29 protein-coding genes are annotated in these 23,294 nt (G+C 29.9%); 6 read left to right on the forward strand and 23 right to left on the reverse strand.

What is annotated here, in order from left to right; translation table 11 throughout:
- Window positions 1-24 precede the first annotated feature (24 nt).
- From AANAER_RS13665 to AANAER_RS13690, 7 genes are all read right to left on the reverse strand, one after another.
- A complete protein-coding gene (locus AANAER_RS13665; protein ID WP_129082484.1) occupies window positions 25-450 on the reverse strand; it encodes an N-acetylmuramoyl-L-alanine amidase in 426 nt (141 codons plus the stop codon).
- Window positions 440-844: a hypothetical protein gene (locus AANAER_RS13670; protein WP_129082483.1), complete on the reverse strand. Its 405-nt coding sequence runs from the start codon at window positions 842-844 to the stop codon at window positions 440-442. Before AANAER_RS13670 ends, AANAER_RS13665 begins: the two co-directional genes overlap by 11 nt.
- Window positions 845-855: 11 nt before the next feature.
- Window positions 856-1,161 carry a hypothetical protein gene (locus AANAER_RS13675; RefSeq protein ID WP_129082482.1) on the reverse strand — a complete coding sequence of 102 codons (306 nt, stop codon included), beginning with the start codon at window positions 1,159-1,161 and terminating at the stop codon, window positions 856-858.
- An 80-nt stretch (window positions 1,162-1,241) separates the two neighbouring features.
- Window positions 1,242-1,433 carry a hypothetical protein gene (locus AANAER_RS13680; RefSeq protein ID WP_129082481.1) on the reverse strand — a complete coding sequence of 64 codons (192 nt, stop codon included), beginning with the start codon at window positions 1,431-1,433 and terminating at the stop codon, window positions 1,242-1,244.
- Window positions 1,434-1,446: 13 nt separating this feature from the next.
- Window positions 1,447-2,730: a tail fiber protein gene (locus AANAER_RS13685; RefSeq protein ID WP_129082480.1), complete on the reverse strand. Its 1,284-nt coding sequence runs from the start codon at window positions 2,728-2,730 to the stop codon at window positions 1,447-1,449.
- A 147-nt stretch (window positions 2,731-2,877) separates the two neighbouring features.
- Entirely contained in the window at window positions 2,878-3,027 is a 150-nt protein-coding gene (locus AANAER_RS15025; protein ID WP_164969357.1) for a hypothetical protein, read from the reverse strand.
- Entirely contained in the window at window positions 3,011-3,289 is a 279-nt protein-coding gene (locus AANAER_RS13690) for a hypothetical protein (RefSeq protein ID WP_129082479.1), read from the reverse strand. The genes AANAER_RS15025 and AANAER_RS13690 overlap by 17 nt, the downstream gene beginning before the upstream one ends.
- Window positions 3,290-3,444: 155 nt before the next feature.
- Here AANAER_RS13690 and AANAER_RS13695 point away from each other — a divergent pair, with 155 nt between their 5' ends.
- From AANAER_RS13695 to AANAER_RS13710, 4 genes are all read left to right on the forward strand, one after another.
- On the forward strand, window positions 3,445-4,170 hold the full coding sequence (locus AANAER_RS13695) for a S24 family peptidase (RefSeq protein ID WP_129082478.1): 726 nt from the start codon (window positions 3,445-3,447) through the stop codon (window positions 4,168-4,170).
- 131 nt (window positions 4,171-4,301) lie between these two features.
- Window positions 4,302-5,723 carry a Do family serine endopeptidase gene (locus AANAER_RS13700; RefSeq protein WP_129082477.1) on the forward strand — a complete coding sequence of 474 codons (1,422 nt, stop codon included), beginning with the start codon at window positions 4,302-4,304 and terminating at the stop codon, window positions 5,721-5,723.
- A 10-nt stretch (window positions 5,724-5,733) separates the two neighbouring features.
- A complete protein-coding gene (locus AANAER_RS13705; protein WP_179951822.1) occupies window positions 5,734-6,408 on the forward strand; it encodes a response regulator transcription factor in 675 nt (224 codons plus the stop codon).
- The gene (locus AANAER_RS13710; RefSeq protein ID WP_044419438.1) at window positions 6,405-7,625 is read left to right on the forward strand and encodes an ArsS family sensor histidine kinase; all 1,221 of its coding nucleotides are present in this window, start codon (window positions 6,405-6,407) and stop codon (window positions 7,623-7,625) included. The genes AANAER_RS13705 and AANAER_RS13710 overlap by 4 nt, the downstream gene beginning before the upstream one ends.
- Here AANAER_RS13710 and AANAER_RS13715 read toward each other — a convergent pair.
- From AANAER_RS13715 to AANAER_RS13745, 7 genes are read right to left on the reverse strand one after another with little or no spacing between them, the layout of a single operon-like run.
- Window positions 7,609-8,034, reverse strand: coding sequence for a hypothetical protein (locus AANAER_RS13715; RefSeq protein WP_044419437.1), 426 nt, complete (start codon window positions 8,032-8,034; stop codon window positions 7,609-7,611). The genes AANAER_RS13710 and AANAER_RS13715 overlap by 17 nt on opposite strands.
- A gap of 8 nt (window positions 8,035-8,042) precedes the next feature.
- Window positions 8,043-8,729, reverse strand: a complete 687-nt coding sequence (locus AANAER_RS13720) for an SDR family oxidoreductase (protein WP_129082476.1) — start codon at window positions 8,727-8,729, stop codon at window positions 8,043-8,045.
- Window positions 8,730-8,763: 34 nt separating this feature from the next.
- The gene (locus tag AANAER_RS13725) at window positions 8,764-9,366 is read right to left on the reverse strand and encodes a transglutaminase domain-containing protein (protein ID WP_129082475.1); all 603 of its coding nucleotides are present in this window, start codon (window positions 9,364-9,366) and stop codon (window positions 8,764-8,766) included.
- Entirely contained in the window at window positions 9,356-10,288 is a 933-nt protein-coding gene (locus AANAER_RS13730) for a PLP-dependent aminotransferase family protein (protein ID WP_129082474.1), read from the reverse strand. The genes AANAER_RS13725 and AANAER_RS13730 overlap by 11 nt, the downstream gene beginning before the upstream one ends.
- Before the next feature lie 6 nt (window positions 10,289-10,294).
- Complete coding sequence (locus tag AANAER_RS13735) at window positions 10,295-10,894, reverse strand: MarC family protein (RefSeq protein WP_044419434.1); 600 nt, start codon at window positions 10,892-10,894, stop codon at window positions 10,295-10,297.
- 54 nt (window positions 10,895-10,948) lie between these two features.
- Window positions 10,949-12,709 carry a protein-disulfide reductase DsbD gene (gene dsbD, locus AANAER_RS13740; protein ID WP_325050999.1) on the reverse strand — a complete coding sequence of 587 codons (1,761 nt, stop codon included), beginning with the start codon at window positions 12,707-12,709 and terminating at the stop codon, window positions 10,949-10,951.
- A gap of 12 nt (window positions 12,710-12,721) precedes the next feature.
- Window positions 12,722-13,087 carry a thioredoxin family protein gene (locus AANAER_RS13745; RefSeq protein ID WP_052502791.1) on the reverse strand — a complete coding sequence of 122 codons (366 nt, stop codon included), beginning with the start codon at window positions 13,085-13,087 and terminating at the stop codon, window positions 12,722-12,724.
- 151 nt (window positions 13,088-13,238) lie between these two features.
- Between AANAER_RS13745 and AANAER_RS13750 the strand changes: the two genes are divergently transcribed.
- Complete coding sequence (locus AANAER_RS13750) at window positions 13,239-13,595, forward strand: rhodanese-like domain-containing protein (protein WP_129082473.1); 357 nt, start codon at window positions 13,239-13,241, stop codon at window positions 13,593-13,595.
- A gap of 17 nt (window positions 13,596-13,612) precedes the next feature.
- Here AANAER_RS13750 and AANAER_RS13755 read toward each other — a convergent pair whose 3' ends face one another.
- The 3 genes from AANAER_RS13755 to AANAER_RS13765 are packed head-to-tail and all read right to left on the reverse strand — an operon-like array spanning window position 13,613 to window position 17,236.
- Window positions 13,613-13,843, reverse strand: a complete 231-nt coding sequence (locus AANAER_RS13755) for a hypothetical protein (RefSeq protein ID WP_044419432.1) — start codon at window positions 13,841-13,843, stop codon at window positions 13,613-13,615.
- Between the two features lie 51 nt (window positions 13,844-13,894).
- On the reverse strand, window positions 13,895-16,399 hold the full coding sequence (locus AANAER_RS13760) for an EAL domain-containing protein (RefSeq protein WP_129082472.1): 2,505 nt from the start codon (window positions 16,397-16,399) through the stop codon (window positions 13,895-13,897).
- A 27-nt stretch (window positions 16,400-16,426) separates the two neighbouring features.
- Window positions 16,427-17,236: a phosphatidylserine decarboxylase gene (locus AANAER_RS13765; protein ID WP_129082471.1), complete on the reverse strand. Its 810-nt coding sequence runs from the start codon at window positions 17,234-17,236 to the stop codon at window positions 16,427-16,429.
- Between the two features lie 163 nt (window positions 17,237-17,399).
- Between AANAER_RS13765 and AANAER_RS13770 the strand changes: the two genes are divergently transcribed.
- Entirely contained in the window at window positions 17,400-17,639 is a 240-nt protein-coding gene (locus tag AANAER_RS13770) for a hypothetical protein (RefSeq protein WP_044419429.1), read from the forward strand.
- 21 nt (window positions 17,640-17,660) lie between these two features.
- Here AANAER_RS13770 and AANAER_RS13775 read toward each other — a convergent pair whose 3' ends face one another.
- From AANAER_RS13775 to AANAER_RS13800, 6 genes are all read right to left on the reverse strand, one after another.
- Window positions 17,661-18,386, reverse strand: coding sequence for a hypothetical protein (locus AANAER_RS13775; protein ID WP_129082470.1), 726 nt, complete (start codon window positions 18,384-18,386; stop codon window positions 17,661-17,663).
- Between the two features lie 52 nt (window positions 18,387-18,438).
- Window positions 18,439-19,536, reverse strand: coding sequence for a murein transglycosylase A (gene mltA / locus AANAER_RS13780; protein ID WP_129082469.1), 1,098 nt, complete (start codon window positions 19,534-19,536; stop codon window positions 18,439-18,441).
- Window positions 19,537-19,594: 58 nt separating this feature from the next.
- Window positions 19,595-19,897 carry a hypothetical protein gene (locus tag AANAER_RS13785; RefSeq protein WP_044419426.1) on the reverse strand — a complete coding sequence of 101 codons (303 nt, stop codon included), beginning with the start codon at window positions 19,895-19,897 and terminating at the stop codon, window positions 19,595-19,597.
- 13 nt (window positions 19,898-19,910) lie between these two features.
- On the reverse strand, window positions 19,911-21,803 hold the full coding sequence (gene dnaK, locus AANAER_RS13790; RefSeq protein WP_129082468.1) for a molecular chaperone DnaK: 1,893 nt from the start codon (window positions 21,801-21,803) through the stop codon (window positions 19,911-19,913).
- A gap of 93 nt (window positions 21,804-21,896) precedes the next feature.
- Window positions 21,897-22,469: a nucleotide exchange factor GrpE gene (gene grpE, locus AANAER_RS13795; protein WP_129082467.1), complete on the reverse strand. Its 573-nt coding sequence runs from the start codon at window positions 22,467-22,469 to the stop codon at window positions 21,897-21,899.
- A gap of 10 nt (window positions 22,470-22,479) precedes the next feature.
- Complete coding sequence (locus AANAER_RS13800) at window positions 22,480-23,271, reverse strand: heat-shock protein (protein ID WP_129082513.1); 792 nt, start codon at window positions 23,269-23,271, stop codon at window positions 22,480-22,482.
- Window positions 23,272-23,294: the final 23 nt, after the last annotated feature.

Here is a 23,294-nt window from a genome sequence, read left to right on the forward strand (position 1 = left end):
ATATAGTATAGCTTTTAGGCTATACTATACTTGCATAAATTTTTCAAGAAACCACTTTTTATCAAAATTAGGACAAGTTTTAGAAGAAATTTCATAATGAAATAAAATATTTTCTAAACTCCAATTATACTTTTCCATTAACGATTTTAAAACTTTTGCTAACATTTCAAACTGTTTATTAGTAAAAGAATTAACACCTATCATACATATACCTAAATAGTCATTATAGCCTTTTGCATGGGCTCCTGCCATATCCCAGTCTCTTCCCATTTCAACTTCCCCGTCCATAAAATCTAAATAAGTATTGTTTTCAACTTGTCCATTTAATATAACCAAGTGGTATCCTATATCTTTCCAGCCCCTTTGTTTATGCCAATTTTCTATAATTTGGGCATTTCCAAAACTACTGTCACTACAATGAACTATTACTCCAGGATAATTATTTTTCATCAATAGATCCTCTTTTCTTTATACTTTCTATAAATCCTCCGCCAAAATAAAAAGAAACAATAGAGATCATAATTTCGCCAAGCCACATTTTATCAGCAAAAGTTCTCGCCTCTTGAACATGTTTCATATCAATCCAACCATACAAAGAACCTAAAACTCCATTTATCATAATAAACAAAAAAACAAGTGTAAACATAAAAGCCAAATATCTTTGGGCTATTTTAAAAGGAGCATAAGCAGATATCAAATCAATTTTTGCTTTTGCTTTTGCCTCTATTAGTTTCACTTCATTTTCTGTTTTTTCCTCATCACTGGTCCAAACCTCATCAATAAGGTCAAAACCTCTTTTTATAATATTGCCATTGCCAAAAATTGTTTTAAAAATATCAAACATCTTCTCCTCTTTTATTTTTTTTCAAGATAGGTTAAAACCTTTTCTATGGTTGATTCTAGAGTATCAAATCTTCTATCAATATGTTTTTCAAAAAGCTCAAACTCTTTTCTTCTTAGATAAACATCATCTGCTTTATCTATTGTCAAATATTGTTTCCTTTGGGTTTGAAGCTGGACAATATCTTCAGCATGTTCATCATACTTTTTAAAAAGAGTCTCAATCTGCTTTTTGAATTCTGCATTTTGATATTTGTTTACAGCAAATTGTGCAATAATTCCACATATTACAACAGCTGAAGATATATGCCAACTTTCCATAAAACTTCCTAGTATTTAATGCAATACATCATTGCGATATTTCTCGGTCTTGTTTAAAACCATCCATCAAACTCATAAACCTATTCTTTAAAAGCTTCGATTAGAGTATCTTTTTTATTTAAATACTCCCTAACTAAGCCATCAAAACTTTCATCTTTAGTTTCATAATGGAAAGTATAAGGAATCCATCCAAACTCAGGATGGTTAAGTTCTACATCAACTTGAGTCTCTTTTTTATTTGTAAATTTCGGTTTTTTTATTTCTATTTTCATTTTTTCTCCTTTATTATGCGATTCTTAAAAATAGTGAAAGAGAAGGTGAATATTTGGAATATCCCATTGCTCTCCAACTTCCAGATAAATTATCAGATGATAAATTATAGGATAATACAGTCGGTTTCATACTTCCAGCAAAATCATCACTAGAACCCCATATATATATCCCTGCATAATATAATATACTTCCAGAATAAATAGCTCCTGGATTCTTTATATTACTCTTGCAAGCTAAAAAGGCATAGGTTCCAACAGCTCCCACACTTGCAGCTGCAGTTGCACTCAAAACACTAGAAGTTGTTACGCTGTTACTATTAGCTTTGTTATAAGCACTGTTTGCTCTATCATATGCGGTTTTTACAGCTTTTGAACTTGCACTTGTACTAGAACTTGTACTTGATACGCTATCACTAACCGGTCTCCATGTATTTGTATCCGTATTGGCTTTATTATCCCAAGTATTTATTTGAAAATCTGTAACAAATCTATGAGTACTATCCGAAGTAATAATACTTGCAGGATGTGTAGTAGGATGTACATATCTATTTGCACCTGCTGAAATACCGTTTAACTTTTCAAGCAATGTACTTGTAAAATGTTTAAGAGTAGAAGTCTCAGCAATATTGCTTAAATCTAAATTTTGTAAATCTAATTTATTTTGCTTAATGTAATCAACAATTTCTTGTAACTCATCTAATGTTGTATCGTCACTTGTTAAAATAACTCTTAAAGATTCAATTGTCTCTTGTAAAAGAGCAATTTCTTCATTTAAAACTCTTCCTTGATTTGCACTAAGAGGTGCATCTACTAATGTAGAAGTTAAATTATCTACAATATCTGCAATATTTATTTTTAAATTTAAGGCTTCTTGCAATCCGTTAATTTGCTCCACCGATAGGTTTTCTATCTTTTCTCTGTTTTCTTTGATAAAATCAACTATCTCTTGTAATTGATCTAAAGTAGTATCGTCACTTGTTAGGATTACTCTTAAAGATTCAATTGCCTCTTGTAAAAGAGCAATTTCTTCATTTAAAACTCTTCCTTGATTTGCACTAAGAGGTGCATCTGCTAATGTAGAAGTTAAATTATCTACAATATCTGCAATATTTATTTTTAAATTTAAGGCTTCTTGCAATCCGTTAATTTGCTCCACCGATAGGTTTTCTATCTTTTCTCTGTTTTCTTTGATAAAATCAACTATCTCTTGTAATTGATCTAAAGTAGAATCGTCACTTGATAATAGATTTGTAAAAGATTCAAGTAGACTTTCAAAAGCTGTTTTTTCTGTATCCATAACTTTTCCTTTTATATATTTAAACTGTTAAAGCATTTTGCCCACCTTGTAAAACTCACCTTCTAGAACAGTTTGTTTTACTCGTTCAACAGTCAAATTATAAAAAGAATCTAGTGCATAAAATAGATACTTTTTTTCAAATTTTATTTATAGTTTTAAAAGTAACTCTTCCTCTTCTTCTTTTGTCGCTGCAGCGGTTTTAACCTTTTGAACCAATTTTTTATCTATATAAACTATCTGCTTAGCCAATTCTTTTATATCTCTTTTTTTTCTATTTTTTTTATTTTCTAAGCTCATCTTCCACCTCTTGTATTATTTTATAAATAACTCTTTTACTCAACTGCATCTCCGCACTAAAAAACTTTACAAATTTTGTTTTTCTGTCTTCTTCTTGCAAAAGTTTTAGATGTCTTTTCACTATCTCTTTTATCCTGTAAGTTTTATGGGCTTTTTTAGGTATTTTTAAATCAATACCTGCAAAAGTTTCACATACTTTAAAAGCAATCTCTTCCCCTAGTTCATGAACCAGAAGTTCATAAGTGTTTATTCTAATACACATTTTTAATCCTTTTTAGTTATTTAATTTCTATTTATTAACATATTAGTAATTTAATACCCAAATAAAATAGTAATATAATTTCTATCAAAGTAATCTTAAATAGTATTTTTGTTACTATATATTTTGGTAATATAATTACTAACAAAGGAGTTTTAATGCAGTTTAGTAATAATCTTAAATTTTATAGAAACCAAGCCGGTTTTTCTCAAGGAGTTTTAGCCCAAAAAGTTGAAACAATTACGGGGAAAAAAACAACTTATGAAAATATAAAATCTTGGGAGAATGGAACAAATGTAAAAATAAGCGATATCTATGCCCTTGCTGAAGCTTTAAATATTCCGGAGCAATTACTTTTTGATAATTCGGAAAGAACATTAAAAAAAATATCAAAATATCAAACGATACAAGCAAATAGTGAAGATTTTATATTTTCTAACTCTTTAGATGACGATAGTTATATATTGGAAGTATACAATGGAGCAGTAGGTGCAGGAAGTGAAGGTGTAATAGAAGAGAATAATACGAAAAAAATAAGAGTTAGTAAAGCTTTTGTCCTTGATGCGAATATAAAACCAGATAATCTTATGATGTTTAAAGTAGTGGGAGACAGTATGGAACCTACTATCAGCATGAATGACTGGGTTATTATCGATATGGCAAATGGAAGAGACTTTTATGAAGTTGACGGTATATATCTTGTGAATATTGATGATACAATCCAAATAAAAAGATTACATTTTAGAGGAACTAAAGGTATAGACATAATCTCTGATAATAAAGAGTTTCCAAAATTAAATAGCATAAACGATTGTGATAGAGTAACTGTAATAGGAAAATTATATACTCATATTAAAATCGGGTCGGGATTAGCATTAAAGTAAAGGTAAATGCTAAAAACCCCACAAAAATTCCACGTTGTATTAATTTTTTATTTACGCTTTATTCAAATATAGTTTACATTTTGATATTATAATTCTTTCTATACTCAAAAGAAAAATATAAAGGATTTATAATGAGAAAAAAACTGTTTTTTGTCGCTATAATATTAATAGCAACAAATCTTTTTGCAAATAGTATAGATTTTCAAATGGCGGAAAAAAGTCCTCAAAGAGTGACTCCTAATAACTCAAATCAAATACTCTCTTTTCATAGTACGATAAATAACGCAATGCAGTCTGTCGTAAATATTGCGGCTAAAAGAAGAGTGATTTCAAATGCGGCGAATATACCTTTTCAGATGTTTAATGACCCTTTCCTAAGAAGATTTTTCGGTGATCAATTCGGAGAACAATTCCAACAAAATAGAATCCAGAGATCATTGGGGTCAGGAGTTTTAATCTCAAAAGACGGATATATCGTTACAAATAACCATGTTATTGAAAATGCTGATGAAATCTCCGTTACAATAGGAGATAATCCAAAAGAGTACAGTGCTATTGTAATAGGTAAAGATTCAGATAGTGATTTAGCGGTAATAAAAATAGAAGGAAGCAATTTTCATGCGATTAAATTTGGATATGCAACAGATTTAAAAGTCGGTGATTTGATTTTTGCAATCGGTAATCCTTTTGGTATAGGAACAACAGTAACCCAAGGTATTATTTCTGCACTAAATAAAGATCACGTAGGTATTAACAGATATGAAAACTTTATTCAAACAGATGCTTCAATCAACCCAGGAAACTCAGGAGGTGCTCTTGTAGACAGCAGAGGTGCTTTGATCGGGATTAATAGTGCTATTATTTCCAAATCTGGAGGAAACAACGGTATCGGTTTTGCAATTCCTGTTTCAATGGTAAAAGATGTAGTTAAAAAACTAATTACAGACGGGAAAGTAACAAGAGGTTATTTAGGTGTCGTAATAGACGATCTTAAACCAAATGTTTTAAAACTCTATTCACACAAAAAAGGTGCTCTTATTTTAGACGTGGCAAATGATACTCCGGCATCAAAAGCAGGTCTTAGAAGAGGTGATTTAATCTATATGATTAACAATATTCCTATAAAAGACAGAAAAGCTCTTCAAAATGCTATAGCATCATTTAAACCAAATGAGACTATTTCAATAAAACTAGAAAGAGATAAAAAGAATTTACAGCTGAATATTACTTTGGGAAACAGAGCGGGACTTGTAACTTCTGCTGCAAATAACGGAAAATTTTTGGGTGGACTTCAATTATCGGAATTGAATGCAAACACAATAAAAAGATTTAGACTAAGTGCAAATATCCACGGTGTTCTTATTACATATGTTGAACCAAATTCTGAAGCGGAAAAAGTAGGATTTCAACCCGGTGATGTTATTATTCAAATAGAAGATATCGAAATAAAAAGTTTTGCGGATATACAACAAGCTATTAGAAAGTATAATAATAAAGTAAAAAGAGTTTATGTAAATAGATACGGTCAAACAATTCTGTTTGCATCAAAATAAAGGATTTGCCATAGTTCAAGTATTAATGATAGAAGATGATTTGGAATTAGCCCAAATCATTACTGATTATTTAGCTTCATACGATATTGAAGTAACCAATACGGACAGCCCATACAACGGGCTGTCTATGCTAAGTTTAAAAGACTATAAACTTCTTATTCTGGATTTGACTCTGCCTGAAATTGATGGATTAGAGTTAATACCCAAAATTAGAGCGAAATCCGATATTCCTATTATAATTTCAAGTGCCAGAGATGATATTTTGGACAAAGTTATGGGGCTTGAAAGAGGTGCAGACGATTATCTTCCAAAGCCGTATAATCCAAGAGAGCTGCAAGCTAGGATAAAAGCTATTTTAAAAAGAATTACTCCTAATTCAAAACCAGAAGAGAACGTAAAAAAGTCTAATTTCACACTAAAAGAGGATGATATGCAGATCTATTTTAAAGATCAGCTTTTAAACCTCACTCTTGCGGAATTTGATATTTTAAAACTTATGATTCAAAGAAACGGTGCTGTTATTGCAAGAGAAGATTTTATTTATGCAAGTGACCATATAGAAGATGACAGCAGTTTAAAAAATATTGATGTAATGGTTTCAAGAATCAGATCAAAAATCTCAAAAATCGATAACAGTAGAACTTATATAAAATCGGTTAGAGGAATCGGTTACCAGCTTATATGATACGAAATATTTCAATCTCCGCTTTTATCAATACGATTTTTATTCTAGCTTTAATTGCAATTTCACTTACCTTTGCAATTTTTATAAAGCTTGATAAACAGAGATTTAATATCAGTATGCAAAAAAAATATGAATTGGTTGCGGAAAATCTTTTAAAAACACTAGATACGACTCCTTCAAAAAGCGGAATAAAACTAATCTTAGACCAGTTTAGAATGAGTCGGATAGATGACGATGTTTTTATTCTTCAAATTTTAAATGAGGCAAATCCCGTTTTAATGAGACAAAGTTCTCACGGAATGTATAGAATCTTTAGTTTTGAGGATAATCTCTATACTTATGTGCAAAGAGACGGTTATAATCTGATGATTCAAGATTCACAAAATTACTCTTACAATTTATTGATTATTTCCCTTGCTATTGCACTCTCCTTGGGTACGATTTTCTCTTTATACTATATTTTAAAAAGAAAATTAAAGCCTTTAAGAGATTTAAATAATGAGATAAAAAAGTTTTCAGAAGGTAATTTAAACGTTAAAATAAAATCTTGTAGTTCCGATGAAATAGGAACTATTGCAAAAACTTTTGATGAAGCGCTTACCCATATAAACAACCAAACAAAATCAAAAGAACTCTTTATGCGAAATATGATGCATGAACTTAAAACGCCTATTACAAAAGCAATGTTTATTGCAGAGACTTTAGACGATGAGAAAAAAAGAGAGACCTTGCAAAGAGCCTTTAAAAGAATGGATGATATTATCAAAGAACTTGCAATGGTTGAAAAACTCACATCAAATAATACTTTGGTTTATAAAGAGCTGACATCATTCTTCAAAATTTATAAAAGAACTGTAGAAATTGCTCTTTTAAGTCCTGATAAAATATCTGCAAAAATAAATGATTTTAAACTAAATGCAGATACTGCAATGTTTTCAGTAGCACTTAAAAATTTAATAGACAATGCAATAAAATTTTCACCCAATAAACATGCTCTTATAAAAGCAAACAAACATAGAGTCGATATTATCTCAGAAGGTGAAAAACTAAAACATGATTTGGAGTATTATACTGAACCTTTTTCCCAAGAAGAGAAAAGAAGCGACGGATTCGGTCTTGGACTTTATATTGTAAAAACAATTGCAAATTTACACGGATACAAACTTATTTATACCCATAATGAAGATAAAAACATCTTCTCTATTTTGATAGATTAACCTTTTTCATAATCTCAAACCAATCCCTTTTAAAATGTTTTTTAATATAGTTCTCTTTATGGGGAACTATACAGCCCGAACAGTTTTGATGTATATAATCCTCTCCTTTGTATTGAGTTCCGTCTTTTGAATCAATACTGCAATAAGAGTAAAGAGTTTTGTTCTCTTGCTTTTTTATACCTTTATCGTCAAATCTAAAATTAGGACAGGCACACAAATAGCAGTTTAAATCTTCATATTCATGGCATTTTTTATTTTCTTTGTATAAAGGGCAGAAATCAGGCTCGTTTTTAACCATGTTATCAAATCTAAAATACTCTATAAGCTCATCATCTGAAAGATTTACTAACTTATTTATTATCTTTGCATGTTTATTTCCATGCTCTAAGAACCACTTTTTATATGTCATTTAAACCTCTATATATAAATCATCTTTTTGGTCATTCCACCGTCTATGACAAAATCACTTCCCGTAATAAACCCTCTGTTTTTTAAAAGAAATTTTACCGTATCGACTATATCTTGAGGAACTCCTACTCTTCCGCAAGGGTGTTGGAAATCATCTTGTGGAGTTGGAGTATAACTTTCATCCGTATTTATCCAGCCCGGACTTATTGAATTTACTTTTACTTTTGGCGCTAAAGAGATTGACAAAGCATGGGTTAAGGAACTAATTCCTCCTTTTGAAGCACTATAACTCTCTGTTCCCGCTTCACTCATCAAAGATCTTGTTGAAGAGATATTTATAATATGTCCGTGGGATTTTTTTAAAAGATGGCTAAACTCTTTTGATAAAATATAGGGTGCTTTTAAATTTACGTTTAAAACGCTCTCCCACTCTTCAATACTCTGCTCTTCCAAAGGTTTAAAAATACCAAATCCCGCATTGTTTATAAGTGCATATAAAGAGTCTGTTTCCTCTTTTATTTTTAAAATAGTATTTAGAAGTTCCTCTTTATCTCCTAAATCACATTTATAAAAAGTTATACCTTCAACACTATTCTCTTCTTTATCAATATTTATAATATTGTATTTTTTTCTTAAGCTTTGGGCTATTGCTTTTCCAATACCGTTTGAAGCCCCTGTTATAATTATATTTTTCATATTTAAATTTCCTGTTTCTATAAAATTGTTTAAACTACTTATATTCCAAACTATTTACTACTAACTTCTTATTTTGAAAAGGATCAATAAATGCTTTAATCTCATCAAAGCTGTATCTTAAAGGAAAGCCTATTTTTGAATTTTTTGCAGTACTTTCTAAAATATAAAACGGTCTTTTATTTATATAAAGTGCTTTTTTATTAGGCAAAATAAGATTTAGATGAACTACCACAAAAATATGTTTGGGAACTAATACAAAATAGGCTTCATAACCCCTTGCATGAAGAAGAGAAATCAAAAGATTACTCTTATCATCACAATCTCCGTAATTTTGTTTTATAACATTTTCTCCGCTTCTTGCAACTGAATTATTTATTTTATATGGAATATTTGTTACCAAGTCCAACATACTTTGTACTTCGCAAACTTTTGTATCACATCCGTTTACCAATCTTTTTGCCAGTTTTTGCGTGTAGTCATCACTTCTTACTTGATTTACATATGTTAGCCCGCCTACATCGATAAACTGATTTTTTACTATAAAAAAAGATTTATAAATCATTATAAGCATAAAGATAACTGCAATAACAGAGATAAAGATTGAAAAATAATATACAAATCTATTTTCAAATAACATATAAAACCTCTTCCAATCTCTTAATACTACTCTTCGAGCCTACATATATATTTATAAAACTATCATCTATAAAATCATATTTTAGACAATTATAGGTTTTTATACCTCTTTTTTCAAGTCTGTGTCTAAACTCTTTTGAACTTATATCTTTTAACTTTATCAAAAGTGAGTTGCAGCTACTGTGAAAAAGAAAATCAACAAATTTGCAAGAGGAAAATACTTTTTCAAGTTCTACTCTGTTTTTTATATTTACAGCATTTGAAATGAGTTTAAACTCTTTATCTTTTAAAGACTCTTCTAAATACTTCATATCATAAATTGAAAGCTTATCTTCAGGCTCATATTTTCTTAGAAGTTCAATATTCTCTTCTTTTGAAAATATTGAAGAGAGGTTAAGATTATCATTTGAATAGTAGTTAGAGAAATCTTTTAGGATATAAAGCTTTTCATACTCTTTTAAATAGTGCACTGCCGAAGATTCTTTACAAAAGTCTAAAAGCGTTTCATCAATAATTACGGTAGCATCTTTGCTTTGCCAATACTTAAAAAGATTTTGTAAATCATAATATGTTCCATCCAGATATGAAGGATTTGCAAAAATTACTACACTTCTCTCTTTTACGGGTAGAAAAAGATTTTCAAATCTATTTATCAATCTTACTTCATACTCCAAGTTTGAAGCAGCTTTTTTATACTCCAAACTGCAAGGAGAGTAGATAAAACAATATTTTAATTTCAGAAATTTTAATATTGAGTAGATTGCCGAACTATAACCGTTAAATAACTCTATATTTTTAGCACTTATTTCATATCTCTTTTTTAGAAGCTGCAAAACTTCAATATAATCGCTTTTTGATATATTGTTATAATCAATTTGAATATTCGGCTTTAAAAAGTTTACTCTAGTGCTAAAATCTATCATTTTAAATCACATATTCAAAAAGTTCTTAATACCGGTAAACATTGTTTGTGCAGATAAAGCCGCTAGAAAAAGTCCTGTTATTTTTGATACTACCAATAAACCCTGTTTTCCGACAACATTTCTTATAGTGTGTGAAAAATAGAGCATAAGACCTATTAAACTAACGGCACAAACCAAAGCAAAACTTCCTAAAAAAAGAGTTACGGCAGATTTAAATCCTGCTCCCATAACAAGTAATATACCGATAGTTCCAGGACCTATTGTTATTGGAATAGCCAAAGGAACAACTGCTAGATCCTGAATATTTTCAGCATCTACTTTTTGTCCGTCTTTACTGCCTCGAATCAAATCAACGGCAGTTAAAAAAAGTAAAGCTCCCGCACCTATTCTAAAAGCATCTAAAGTTATACCGAAAACTGCAAAGATGTGTTTTCCGAAAAATAGTAAAATTAAACTTATAATAATCACTGAAAGTGTTACTTTGACTGCTAAAGTCTTTTTCTCTTTTGTTGTAGCATCACTTGTCATTGTTAAAAAAACAGATAATACAAAAAAAGGTGTCATGATAAAGAACATTTTTAAAAATGTTGCAACGAAAAGTTCCATCTAAAACTTCCTAAAATAATATTTTAGGAAGTATACTAAATTATGAATAAATTATTAAAAGTGTTTATTTACAATTTCTAAAAATTGTTCAGGATTTTTATATCCTACTATTTGAGAGGCTTTTATTTCATTACTATTTTTATCCCAAAAAATAAGTGCAGGAGGTCCTACTACACCGAATCTTTTTTGCATAAGTTTATCTTCATCACTGTTTTTAGTAACATCAGCTCTAAGAAGAGTAAAACCTTTTAGTTTTTCTATTACTCTTGGATCTTTAAAAGTAATCTCTTCTAACTCTTTACAAGCAACACACCAAGAAGCTTGAAAATCAAGCATTACAGGTTTGTTTGAAGCATTAACCGCGGCATCAATCTCTTTATTACTTGTTACTAAATTCCAGTTTAACTCTTCACTTATCATTACTCCTGTTTTTGCCGAAGTAAATTTTTCAAGGGGATTTAAAGGATTTGTAGCCTGGCTAACAGCTCCTACAAAAAGTAAAACACCGTAAATCATTATAACTGTTGTTATAAGTTTTACTAAAATATGAGTATAAACTTTTAGATAAATTGCAGTTGCTATTAATAACAATGCCCATAAATACATTATTACAGTTGGATCTAAAACTCTATCTAACATCCAAATTGCAACACCTAACATTATAATACCGAAGATTTTGGTAATCGAATCCATCCAACCTCCAGGTTTAGGCATATATTTTCCTGCACCTAAGCCTATAAGAAGCAACGGAGCTCCCATTCCCAAACTCATTACAAAAAGAGCTGCTCCTCCAAGTAAAGCATCACCTGTTTGTCCTATATAAACTAAAGCTCCCGCTAAAGGCGGAGCCACGCAAGGTCCAACGATAAGTGCAGATAAAAATCCCATAATAGCAATTCCTACAACACCTTGTTTCTCCCTTCCGTCAGTTGTTTTATTTATTCTGTTTTGTAAACTTTGAGGAAGTTCTAACTTAAAGTATCCGAACATAGAAAAAGCCAAAGCAATGAAAATTGCGGCAAAAGCAACCAATACATAAGGATTTTGTAAAGCAACTTGCAGATTTGCTCCGAAAAGTCCGGCTAAAACTCCTGCTATGGTATAAGCAACTGCCATTGATAAAACATAAACCAAAGATAAGAAGAAACCTTTTGATGCTGTTAATTTTCCGCTGTCTCCCGCTTTCACAATTATTGATGAAAGAATAGGAATCATAGGGAAAACACAAGGAGTCAAAGATAATAAAAGACCAAAGCCGAAAAATGTTGCAAGAACTAAAAGTACATTCCCCTCTTTTAAACTTGAAGCTATAATATCTGTTTCATTTTGATTTTCTGCCCCGTTGTCAAGTGCTACAGCAGATTTTTCAATTTTTTGGATATTATCCTTTACTGTTTCCAAAGAGCTTAAGTCTACACTTGCCGTTTTACTCATTGGAGCATAACACAAGCCTTTTTTAGAGCAGCCTTGAAAATCTATTTGAACCTCAACTTTATCACTGTTTGCTCTTTGTTTTAATAAATCGTAAGGAATCTCTATATTTAAATCATGAGTGTGAATCTGCCAAACTTCATATGCTTTGGCTTTAGGAATTATTAAATCTTCTCTAATATCTATTTTCTGCGGTTTTGAAATAAAAAATTTCAATTTATCATCATAAAGATAAATATCTTTTCCCAGTTTTAGGTTGAAAACCAGTTTATCCTCTTTTTTTTCAAAACTTGTTTTAAATGCTTCTTCGGGTTCTAAAAAACTTTGCTCAATGGCAAAAGCATAAAATGAACACAAAAAAAGCAACAATAACTTTTTTATCATCTTTTATTATCCTTACTCGAAGTACTCGGAAGTACTATTTTTCAATTGCTGAATATTTTTCATTCCAATCTCTGTCATAATTAAATCGCCGTCTTCAAAATATGCCAAAGTAGGCAGAGCTCTAACTCCGTATTTCATCGCTAAATCTTTATACTCATCAATATTTACTTTATAAATCTCTACATTTTGAGGTTTTATTTTACCGTATTCAACCAAAGTTTGTGACAAAATCCTACATGGAGGACACCATGGAGCATAGAAATCAACTATAACATTTTTCCCTTTTATTTTTTCATCAAAATTACTTGGAGTTAAATGTTCAAAAGCAAATAAATTTCCCAAAGTTAAAAAAAGCAATGATATAAAAATCTTCTTCATTATATTCCTTCTATTTTTTTCTATTATATTAAAATATTGTAAAGTTATTGTTAACTTATAAGATATAACAAAGTTAGAATTATAATAAAATATTATAAAAAAATTAAACTTTATTTGATAAAATCTCTATTTCAGGTATTAAAGGTTACAAATGAATACATTAATTGATTTAGCTCCTAAGAGTGTAGAGTATATGATAAAAGACAATATTGTTATGATAGATATAAGAAGAGCTGAAGAGTGGGAAGCAACGGGAGTTATAAAAAATGCCCATAAACTGACTTTTTTTGATGCTTACGGAAATCACGATATTTTAACTTGGATGAAAGAGTTTGAAAAACTTGTTACTTCAAAAGATCAAACTTTTGTACTAATTTGCGCCCATGCAAATAGAACAAGAGTAGTAGGAGAGTTTTTAATTCAACAATACGGTTATAAAAACGTAGCTCATTTAAAAGGCGGAATGGCGTTATGGTTACAAGAGGGAAGAGAAGTCGTATTTGATTAAAAAAAAGAGAGAGTTTTTTACTCTTCCTCTTTTTTCTTTTTACTTGCTTCTTGAAGAATTGCTATCACATCATCCAAATTTTCATAAGGAATATGAGATTTCCATTCAATATCTTTCCCATTTAAAGAGATTCCTATACTAACTATATCCGGTGTACCTTTTCCGTAAGGTTCAGAAACATTAGAGATAGAAATTTTTCCTTTTTTTGTTCCACTTAATTGAAGTACTCCTAATTCAGTTATTGCCATAGTAAAATCCTTGTATTAAAATTTTATCTATTTTACAAAAAGTAAGCTTTGTTATCTTATATTTTGCTCTATTAAGTTTTCGGGTTTTCCCAAATAGTAACCTTGAAACTCATCTACTCCTAATTTTTTAACAATCTCATAAACCTCTTTTGAATGAATATACTCTGCAATAACTTTTATTCCCAAAGATTTTGAAAAACTAACTATAGCTTTAACCAATTCATAGGAGTTAAAATCCGTATCAATCTCTTTTATCAAAGAGCCGTCGATTTTTATATAATCAGGTTTGATTTTTAAAATATATGAGAAGTTTGAAAACCCTGTACCGAAATCATCAATTGCTATTCTAATACCTTTTTTTCTATACTCTTGTATAAATTGAGTCAATATTTCATAATCGGTAATATTTTCACTCTCTAAAATTTCAAAAACTATTTTTTTTCTGTTTTTTACATCTAAAGCATCTATTTTTTCTTTTATAAACTGAATAAACTCCATATTCATAATATCGTTAAAACTAATATTTATTGAGATATCTTTATCTATTTTATCTATATATTGAAAAGATTTTTTTATGATTCTTTTACTCAAAGAGAAATACTGTTTTATCTGCATTGCTATATAAAGAAATTGTGCGGGAGAAATATAATAAATTTCATCTTTATCTCTTTTTTCTATTCGCATAAGAACTTCATACTTTATTATCTTCTCTTCTTTATCAAAAATCGGTTGAAACACAGGGATTATTCTATCTTCTTTTAAAGCACTTTTTATTTCATCTTTCCAATAAATACTCTTTTCTATATTCTTTTTTGTATCTATTGTTTGATTATATATCGTAAATTTTTTACCTTTTTTCTTAGCCTCTTTTAAAGCTATATTTGCGCAAGCTAACTGTCTGTCTTGAGAAATTGATGTTCCTACCGTAATATCCGAAGCAATCTTAAGATTTAAAGATTTAATCTCAATCTCTTTTTTTAATAGAGCTTGAATTTCATTTATAATTTTGTCATAAACTATGAAATTCTCTAAATGCAGATCTAAAAGAGCAAAGGTATTAGAACCTGCTCTATATAAAAACAGATTTTTCTTATCCGCAAAGTTTTGTAAGAGCTTAGAAATTTCTACTAAAAGTTTATCTCCTACTTCAAAACCGTAAAGTTCATTTATATTGTCCAAGTCATCAATACTTATTAGATTTAAGGCACTAAATTCATAAGTTTTCAACTCTCTAAGCATAAGAAGTCTGTTCGGTAAACCTGTTAAACTGTCATGATAAAATTTATACTCGATTTCAGCGGTTCTCTCTTTTAGCTTTTTTTCCAAATCTTTTGTATTATTTTCAATGGAATCAAGCATGGTGTTAAACTGTTTTGCCAAAATTCCGAGTTCATCATTGGTCTCAATTTTATTTCTAACTTCTAGATTTCCCTCTCTTGCCGTTACTGCGTTTTTTGTTAAAACGGAAATAGGATCTAATAATCTTTTTAAGAAAATAATTGCTAATAATCCGATAACAAAAATGAATCCCAGAGATATATTTATAACAAAAGAATCAACCTCTTTTGCTCTTTTTTCCAAATCATCTATATATAAAGAAGAAGAGATATACCAGCCGAAAAAACTGTTATAATCTATCCATGCCGTTTTATCGTAAGTGAAATTTTCAAAATCTGCTTTTTTATCCCATTTGTAATTTAGGCTTTTTTTCTCTTTATAAGCCGTTTTCATCTTTTCAAAAAGATTTTGTCTTTTTATCTCATCTCTCATTTTTTTACTATAAATATTTAGATTCGGATGAATTACTAATTGGGCTTTTTTATCCATAATAAAAACATACCCCAACTCTTCTTTCGTAATTGATTGAATTAAAGGATTTAAATCTTTTATAGTCTGCTGTTTTTCCGCATTTAATTCACTCTCTAAGTCATTTGTGGAAATAGATGAAACTATTATCAAATCAAAAGGTTTATAATATAAAGAGTAAGCAATTTTATTAGATTTTTTATCTCCGTTTTCACCCCAGTCGTAATTAAAGAAAAACTCACCTTGTTTTATCGTATCTTCAATAAGTTTTTTAATAAAAAATTTTTCTTTTTTATCTTTTAAATCATATACGTTTTGAAAGAGATACTTTTCTTGCGGATGTAAAAGAACTTTCCCTTTTTTATCTAAGATATAAATATAATCATCTTCATATCCGTATTTAATATTTGAAACTGTAGAAAATGCTTTTTTTTCAGCCTCTTCTTTTGAAAGAAGTTTTTCTTCATAAAGTTTATAATAGCCGTCTAAAAGAACCGAAACGATTTTAGATATGTCTTTTAAACTATCTTTATGCTCAATCTGCTTTGCCGCTCTATAATTTTTTAGATACTCTTCTTTTGATTTTATTACGGCTTCAACTCTTTTTAACTGGGTTTTTGCCTGTTTTTTTTCTAAGTCGATTATATATTCGGAAAGATTTGGAGTTATAACGAAAATTAAAAAAGAGGCATAGACTATGATAAGAGTAAGTATAATCGCACATATTTTAAAAAATATTTTATTTTTCATAGTCTGCTTTTGTATTAGTTATTTAGTCTATTTTATATAAGCAACCCTCTGCCCATATTTAACACTTTGTCCCATTAACTCTTCTAACTGAACAAAATCTTTTTCCCAAACCATAACTACCGTTGATCCCATATGAAAACAACCTAAACACTCACCTTTTTTTATCTTTTTAGGTTCTAAGTATTCATAAACTTTAGCCTGTTTCAGATCTTTGTTTGTTTCAACTCTAGGTTCAAAAGTAAATTCCATTTCTCCTACGTTTAATGCCCCTACAAAAACCATATAAAAAAGTTTTTCTTGGTGGAAACATTCTAAAATTACTCTTTCGTTTTCCACAAACAAATCAATTTGTTTATTTAGATATTTTAAATTAACAGGATAGAGTTTTCCCGGAACATGAATTAATTTTCTTACCTCAAAATCTATAGAAGCATGATATCTGTGATAATCTTTAGGAGAGAGATAAAAATTCATATAATCCCCGTTGTTAACTTTTTCAAAATTGTCTGCACAATCATAAGTTAACATCTCTTCTAAAGAGTATTCCATCCCTTTTATCTGCAAAAGTAAATCTTCTTCTAGTTTTCCGCACTGCGTGACTAAGCTGTCCGTAGGAGAGATAAAAGTTTTTTCATCTTTATCTATTTGTCTTGGAATAGCCAACTCCCGTGTAAACAGATCGTTTAATGATTTATAAAATTTCGGATTTCTAAACTCACTCATATTTAATCCTAAAAATTTTACATAAGCACCGTTTATAACTCTTTGTATAAAAGATGGAAATTCAAATTTTGCAACTTTCCCGAAATATTGAGAAATAAGATTTGTTATATGCATATATACCCTTATAAAAAATAATTACTAATTTAGATTTTATCTAAAATTTTCTTCAATTTTAAAATAGTCACTTAAAGCAAATCTCTAAGAATTTTTAAAATCTATTTTGATAATCTTCCATTTACTATAACATAATAATTTATAAATAAAGAAGGACAGATAAATGCATAAAATTATTGTTGAAAATCAGTGTGGTTGTTTTAGAAGAAGCGAATTAGAAAGCGGAATTTCAATGGCTTCAAAAGATGATGCACTAAGTAAAGCAATACAAATGAAGAATCATATGAATGAAAAATTCTGTAAAAAACATGAATTTCAATTAATAGAAGATTCTGAAAACTTTATTATCTCATTTAGACCGCAACAAGCTTCATCATGCTGTGGAACAGGATGCTGTAGTTAATACTGTAGATTTTCTACAGTATTAAAGCTCTTTTTTCTTCTCTAAAAATCGGGAAATAGCTTCTTTTACAATTTTTTGAGTATCTTCATTTCCTTGTATTCTTTGTAAACACTTTTCAAAGTCTGCTGTGGGATCTATTTTTATAATCTCAAAAATAATATTTAAAAAAGCATGAAAAGGAACGGTATCTCCGCTTTTTGAAAAATGAATCGCTCTTTGCAAAGAGACAAAAGGATTTTGATTTATTCTTGTTATATCGTTATACCTTTTTTTCATATACTCAATAAAAGTCTCTCTTATATCGCTTTGAATAACTTCAACCCTTTTTGTGTTTGTATGAAGTCTGCACTTAAATCCTATTTTGGTTGAATAAAAATCAAAAATATCAATTACGTCTTTTAAATTTTTATTTAAAAACCTTTCTCTGTAAACGCATTGAAAAATATCATCTTCAAATATAAAAGTATGTGAATTATTTCTATATAAAAAATATTTTTCATCTATTCTATCGAGTGCTTTTTCTAACTCCTGCTTTGTTAAAAAGAAGATATCGATATCTCTAAAAGTATCTCTTTTTAAACAAGAACCTGCCAAATAAAAATCTATATACTCTTCATCAAAATGTTTGATAATAACATTTCTAAAAAAATTTTCAATTCTGTCAATAACATTTTTAAGTCTTTTATCCAGAAGAACTGCCAGTTCTTTGTCTATATAATTATATTCATTCCAAAATTTGTAATTCAAAAAATACCTCTTATAAAAAATTTATCTCAAACGTTATTTTATAATATAAAAGCTAATTATTAGGCACTAAAATAGTAAGTTTTCCACTCTCTTTCATTCCTCCGGCATAAAGTTCCGCTTTTTGTCCGTCTCCAAAGAAAAAATCTGCTCTGATTTCTCCTTTAATTGCTCCTCCCGTATCTGCTGCAACCATAAGTCTGTCAATATTTTCTTGCGTAACCGAATTTTTAGTATTTATAAAAACAGGAAGTCCTAAAGGAATATATCTTCTATCCACGGCTAAATTTCTTCCTCCCACAAGTTCACTTCCCAAAGCTCCCGTTGCTCCTTTTAGCTTTTCGGTAAAAAAGATATAACTTCTGTTTTTATATAAAACTTCATCCATTCTTTGGGGATTATCTTCTAAATATGCTTTGATTCCCTGCATTGAAGCACCGTAACCTTTTAATACTCCCTCTTTTAGTAGCATACCGCCGATGCCTTTATATTTATGTCCGTTTTGATTTGCATAACCGACATTGATTATTTCCCCTGTATCTAATTGAATTTTACCTGAACCTTGTATTTGTAAAAAGAAGAGTTCAATTCTATCATCAACAAAACATATAGGTTCTAAATCATCTCTTTGATTAAGCTCTTTTCTATCATCATAAGCAACTATTTTCCCGTCTACTAATTTTCCTCTTAATCTGTATTTTTTTAGTTCGGGGTAAGCATCGCTTAAATCAACAACAAGCATATCTTCAGGAGTTTTATAAACAGGATATTTATATACCGAACTTTCGGTTCTACTTCCCTTTAACAAAGGTTCATAATATCCTGTTATAACTCCTTTGTCTACTCCGCTGCTGCTATAAAGTTCATAAGGAGTAAAGTTTTCCGTAAAAAACTTTGAAGCATCTGTATAGCCTTCTGCTTTTTTACATACCTCTTTAAATAGTTCATATTTTTTTGATCTTCGGCAATCTTTTTTAAAAACTTCAAATGCCAAAGGAAGATTATCTTTATAAAAGCCTTGAATATCCGTAAAATTTATCTTTTTAACTTTGGCTTGTGAAATAGGCAAGGTTTGTAGATTGAGCGGTTCTTTTTGAGAACACCCGCTAAACAGTAAAATAAAAAATATTGTAACAGTAGATAAGATTTTCATTAGAAATTTTTTCCTTTTTAAAATTAAGGAATTTTATCATGTAAAGATTAATAAAAAGTTATATCCCGCAATTAGAAAATGAAGATTGGGAATAGACCTCTTTTAAACCGCACACTTTGCATCTATACTCTATATCATTGACACCTTGGCAGCCGTGATTTTTAAGTATTCTTTTAGAGATAACCTCTTTTTTAAATGTAGTATTTGTATTTTCATCATAAAAAATTTTTGTTTTTGAACCGCAAGAGGGACATTCTCCTGAGTTTAATTTATTTACGCGAGAGTGTCTGTTTTTATAAAAAAGTAAAACTGAGAATATTACTATTAAAAAAAGGAGTAATAAAAAGATTACAGTCTGCATGAAGTAGAGTTTATTACTCTACTTCTGCATCGATAACATCATCGTCATCTTTTTTTGCATTTTGATTTGGTTGAGCTCCGCCTTGTTGCGCTCCACCTTGCTCTTTTTTATACATAGCTTCAGCTAATTTATGAGATTTTTCAGTTAATGCTTTAACTTTTTCTTCAATTTGTTCTTTAGTAGCATTTTCATCTTTTAAAAGTGTTTCTAAATCAGCTGCTGCATCGATAATTGCTTTTTTCTCATCTTCGTTTACTGCACCTTCATTCTCTTCTAGTGTTTTTCTAGTTGAGTGTAACAATGCATCAGCTTGATTTCTTACTTCAATTACCTCTTTTCTTTTTTCATCAGCTTCTTTGTTAGCTTCTGCTTCATTTACCATTTTTTCAATCTCTTCATCACTTAATCCAGACGAACCTGAGATAGTAATTTTATTCTCTTTACCTGTACCTTTATCTTTTGCAGATACATTTAAAACACCGTTTGCATCAATATCAAATGTTACTTCAATTTGAGGAACACCTCTTGGAGCTGCAGGGATATCAGATAATTCAAACATACCTAAAGATTTATTATCTTTTGCAAACTCTCTTTCTCCTTGAACAACATGAATTGATACTGCCGGTTGATTATCTTCAGCAGTTGAGAATGTTTGAGATTTTTTAACAGGAATTGTTGTACCTTTTTCAATTAATTTTGTTGCAACTCCACCTAAAGTTTCAATTCCAAGAGATAAAGGTGTAACGTCAAGTAATAATACATCTTTTACATCACCTCTTAAAACACCTGCTTGAACAGCAGCACCTGCAGCAACAACTTCATCAGGATTTACACCTTTATTTAAATCTTTTCCGAAATACTCTTTTACAACGCTGTTTGCTTTTGGAAGTCTTGTAGACCCACCAACCATAATAATTTCGTTAATGTCACCTTTACTTAATCCTGCATCATCAAGAGCAGTTTTAATATGTTGTAGAGTTTCATTAATTAAATCTTCAGTCATTGACTCAAATTTTGCTCTTGTTAGAGATTTAACCAAGTGTAACGGTCCTGCATTTCCCATAGAGATAAAAGGTAGATTAATTTCTGTTGATTCTGCCGAACTTAACTCTTTTTTAGCATTTTCAGCTGCATCTTTAAGTCTTTGAAGAGCCATTTTGTCATTTTTAAGATCAAATCCGTTTTCGTCTTTGAACTCTTTTGCCAACCAGTCGATAATTCTGTTATCGAAATCATCTCCACCTAGGAATGCATTACCGTCAGTTGAAAGTACTTCAAATGTTCCGTCACCGATTTCAAGAACAGTAACGTCAAATGTACCACCACCTAAATCATATACAAGAACTTTTTCTTCACCTTTTTTATCAAGTCCGTAAGCAAGCGATGCTGCTGTAGGTTCGTTGATAATTCTTAGTACGTTAAGTCCTGCAATCGTACCTGCTTCTTGAGTTGCTTTTCTTTGTGCATCATTAAAGTATGCCGGAACAGTAATAACGGCATCTGTAACAGTATCACCTAAATACTCCTCTGCATCTGCTTTTAATTTTCCAAGAATTTTTGCAGAAATTTCTTGTGGAGTATAAACTTTATCTCCAATCTCAACGGCAGCAGCACCGTTTCTGTTTACGATTTTATATCCAACTTTAGATTGTGCCTCTTTAGCATTCTCTTCATCCATCATCAGACCCATAATTCTTTTAATAGAATAGATAGTCTTTTCAGGGTTTGTAATAGCTTGTCTTTTTGCAGGATCACCCACAAGAACTTCACCTTTATCCGTAAATGCTACAATAGACGGAGTTGTGTTTTTTCCCTCTTTGTTTGGAATAACTTTTGACTCACCGCCTTCGTAAACTGCCATACAAGAGTTTGTTGTACCTAAATCTATACCTAAAACTTTACTCATTTTATTATCCTTATCAATTATCAAATTTTATTTTCTTAAATCAAATAGTTTTATGACTTTGCGGTCAATGACGCTTTGCGTCAATGAAAAAATTTACTTTTTGCAGATTGAGACCATTGCCGGTCTTAATAATCTATCTTTAAATTTATACCCTTTTTGCATTACTTGAACTATTTGTCCGTCTTCATGATCGGCACTGTCAACTTGCATTACGGCATTGTGGTAATTTGGATCAAATTCACCATCTGTATCAACAATCGTAATATCATGTTTATCAAAAGCCGAATAGAAGTTTTTAATAGTTAGTTCTACTCCCTCTTTTAACTTTGACAATAACTCTTCAGAGGGAACCTCTTTTGAAGTCTCTTCTGCTGCTAAAGCCATTTCCAACGTATCAATCGGTGCTAAAAGATCTTTTGCAAACTTTTCACTTGCATAATCAATAGCTTGGTATTTCTCTTTTTCCAATCTTTTTTTAATATTTTCAAAATCTGCATGAACTCTAAAATATTTATCTTCACTCTCTTTTAATTTTGCTTCTAGTTCTGCAATTTTTTCATCAGCAGTCATTTCAGAAGACTCATTTTGTTCAACATTTGATTCTTTCTGAACCTCTTCGTTTTGTACTACTTCTTCATTATTTAATTCTTCTTGTTTATCACTCAAGGTAACTCTCCTAATTCATAGTTATCTTATTATAAAAATATTCATAATCTTTTGACAATTCACCCACGACTAACATTTTAACGTCTTTTTTTCCTACTTTGCAGTTATGACATATTCCTATGTAGCCTTTGGGAACTATATTATCAAAATATAGATCTTCATCAATAGAGTCTAAAATTCTACCTTTTAAAAAAGAGTTAATACTCTCTTCATCAAGGTTATATTTAAGTGCCAAAGAGAAAAATTCTTTCGTATTGTAAATATGAAAATTTTTATTTTGCATATATTGACTGACTTTTTCATAAATTTCATAAGCTCCGACTTGTTTAGAGATATTTACTATATGAATCAACTCCAAACCGACCATATCGCTTAAAAATCTGAATAATGCATCTGTAAATTTTACGGTAATTGAAAATGTTGAAAACTCCAAAATCATATATCTGTTTTCCACATTTAAAATATTTTTCAATATATCAGATTTTTGATCTTGAATAAAGACCGTTAATCCAATATCTTTTGAAAGATACGCAATTGCTTTTTCATCAACAAAATCAAGTTTAAAATTAAGTTTATCACTCCAATAATATTTTAAAGCTTCTGTTGTAGGAGTTCTTCCGCTACTTACATGTTCTTGAGCCAAGAAACCCTCTTCACCGAGCTTTTTAAAATAACCTCTAATTGTCGCCGGTGAATATGTAATATCATACATATTTTTAAGTTGTGTAGAACCAATAGGCTCTAAATGCTCAATATATGCTCTAATAATTGAATGTAATAAAAACTCTTTTTTGTCAATCATTCTATATTCACTTCCTCTTTTTA

This window comes from Halarcobacter anaerophilus, assembly GCF_006459125.1.
GTDB classification, from domain to species: domain Bacteria; phylum Campylobacterota; class Campylobacteria; order Campylobacterales; family Arcobacteraceae; genus Halarcobacter; species Halarcobacter anaerophilus.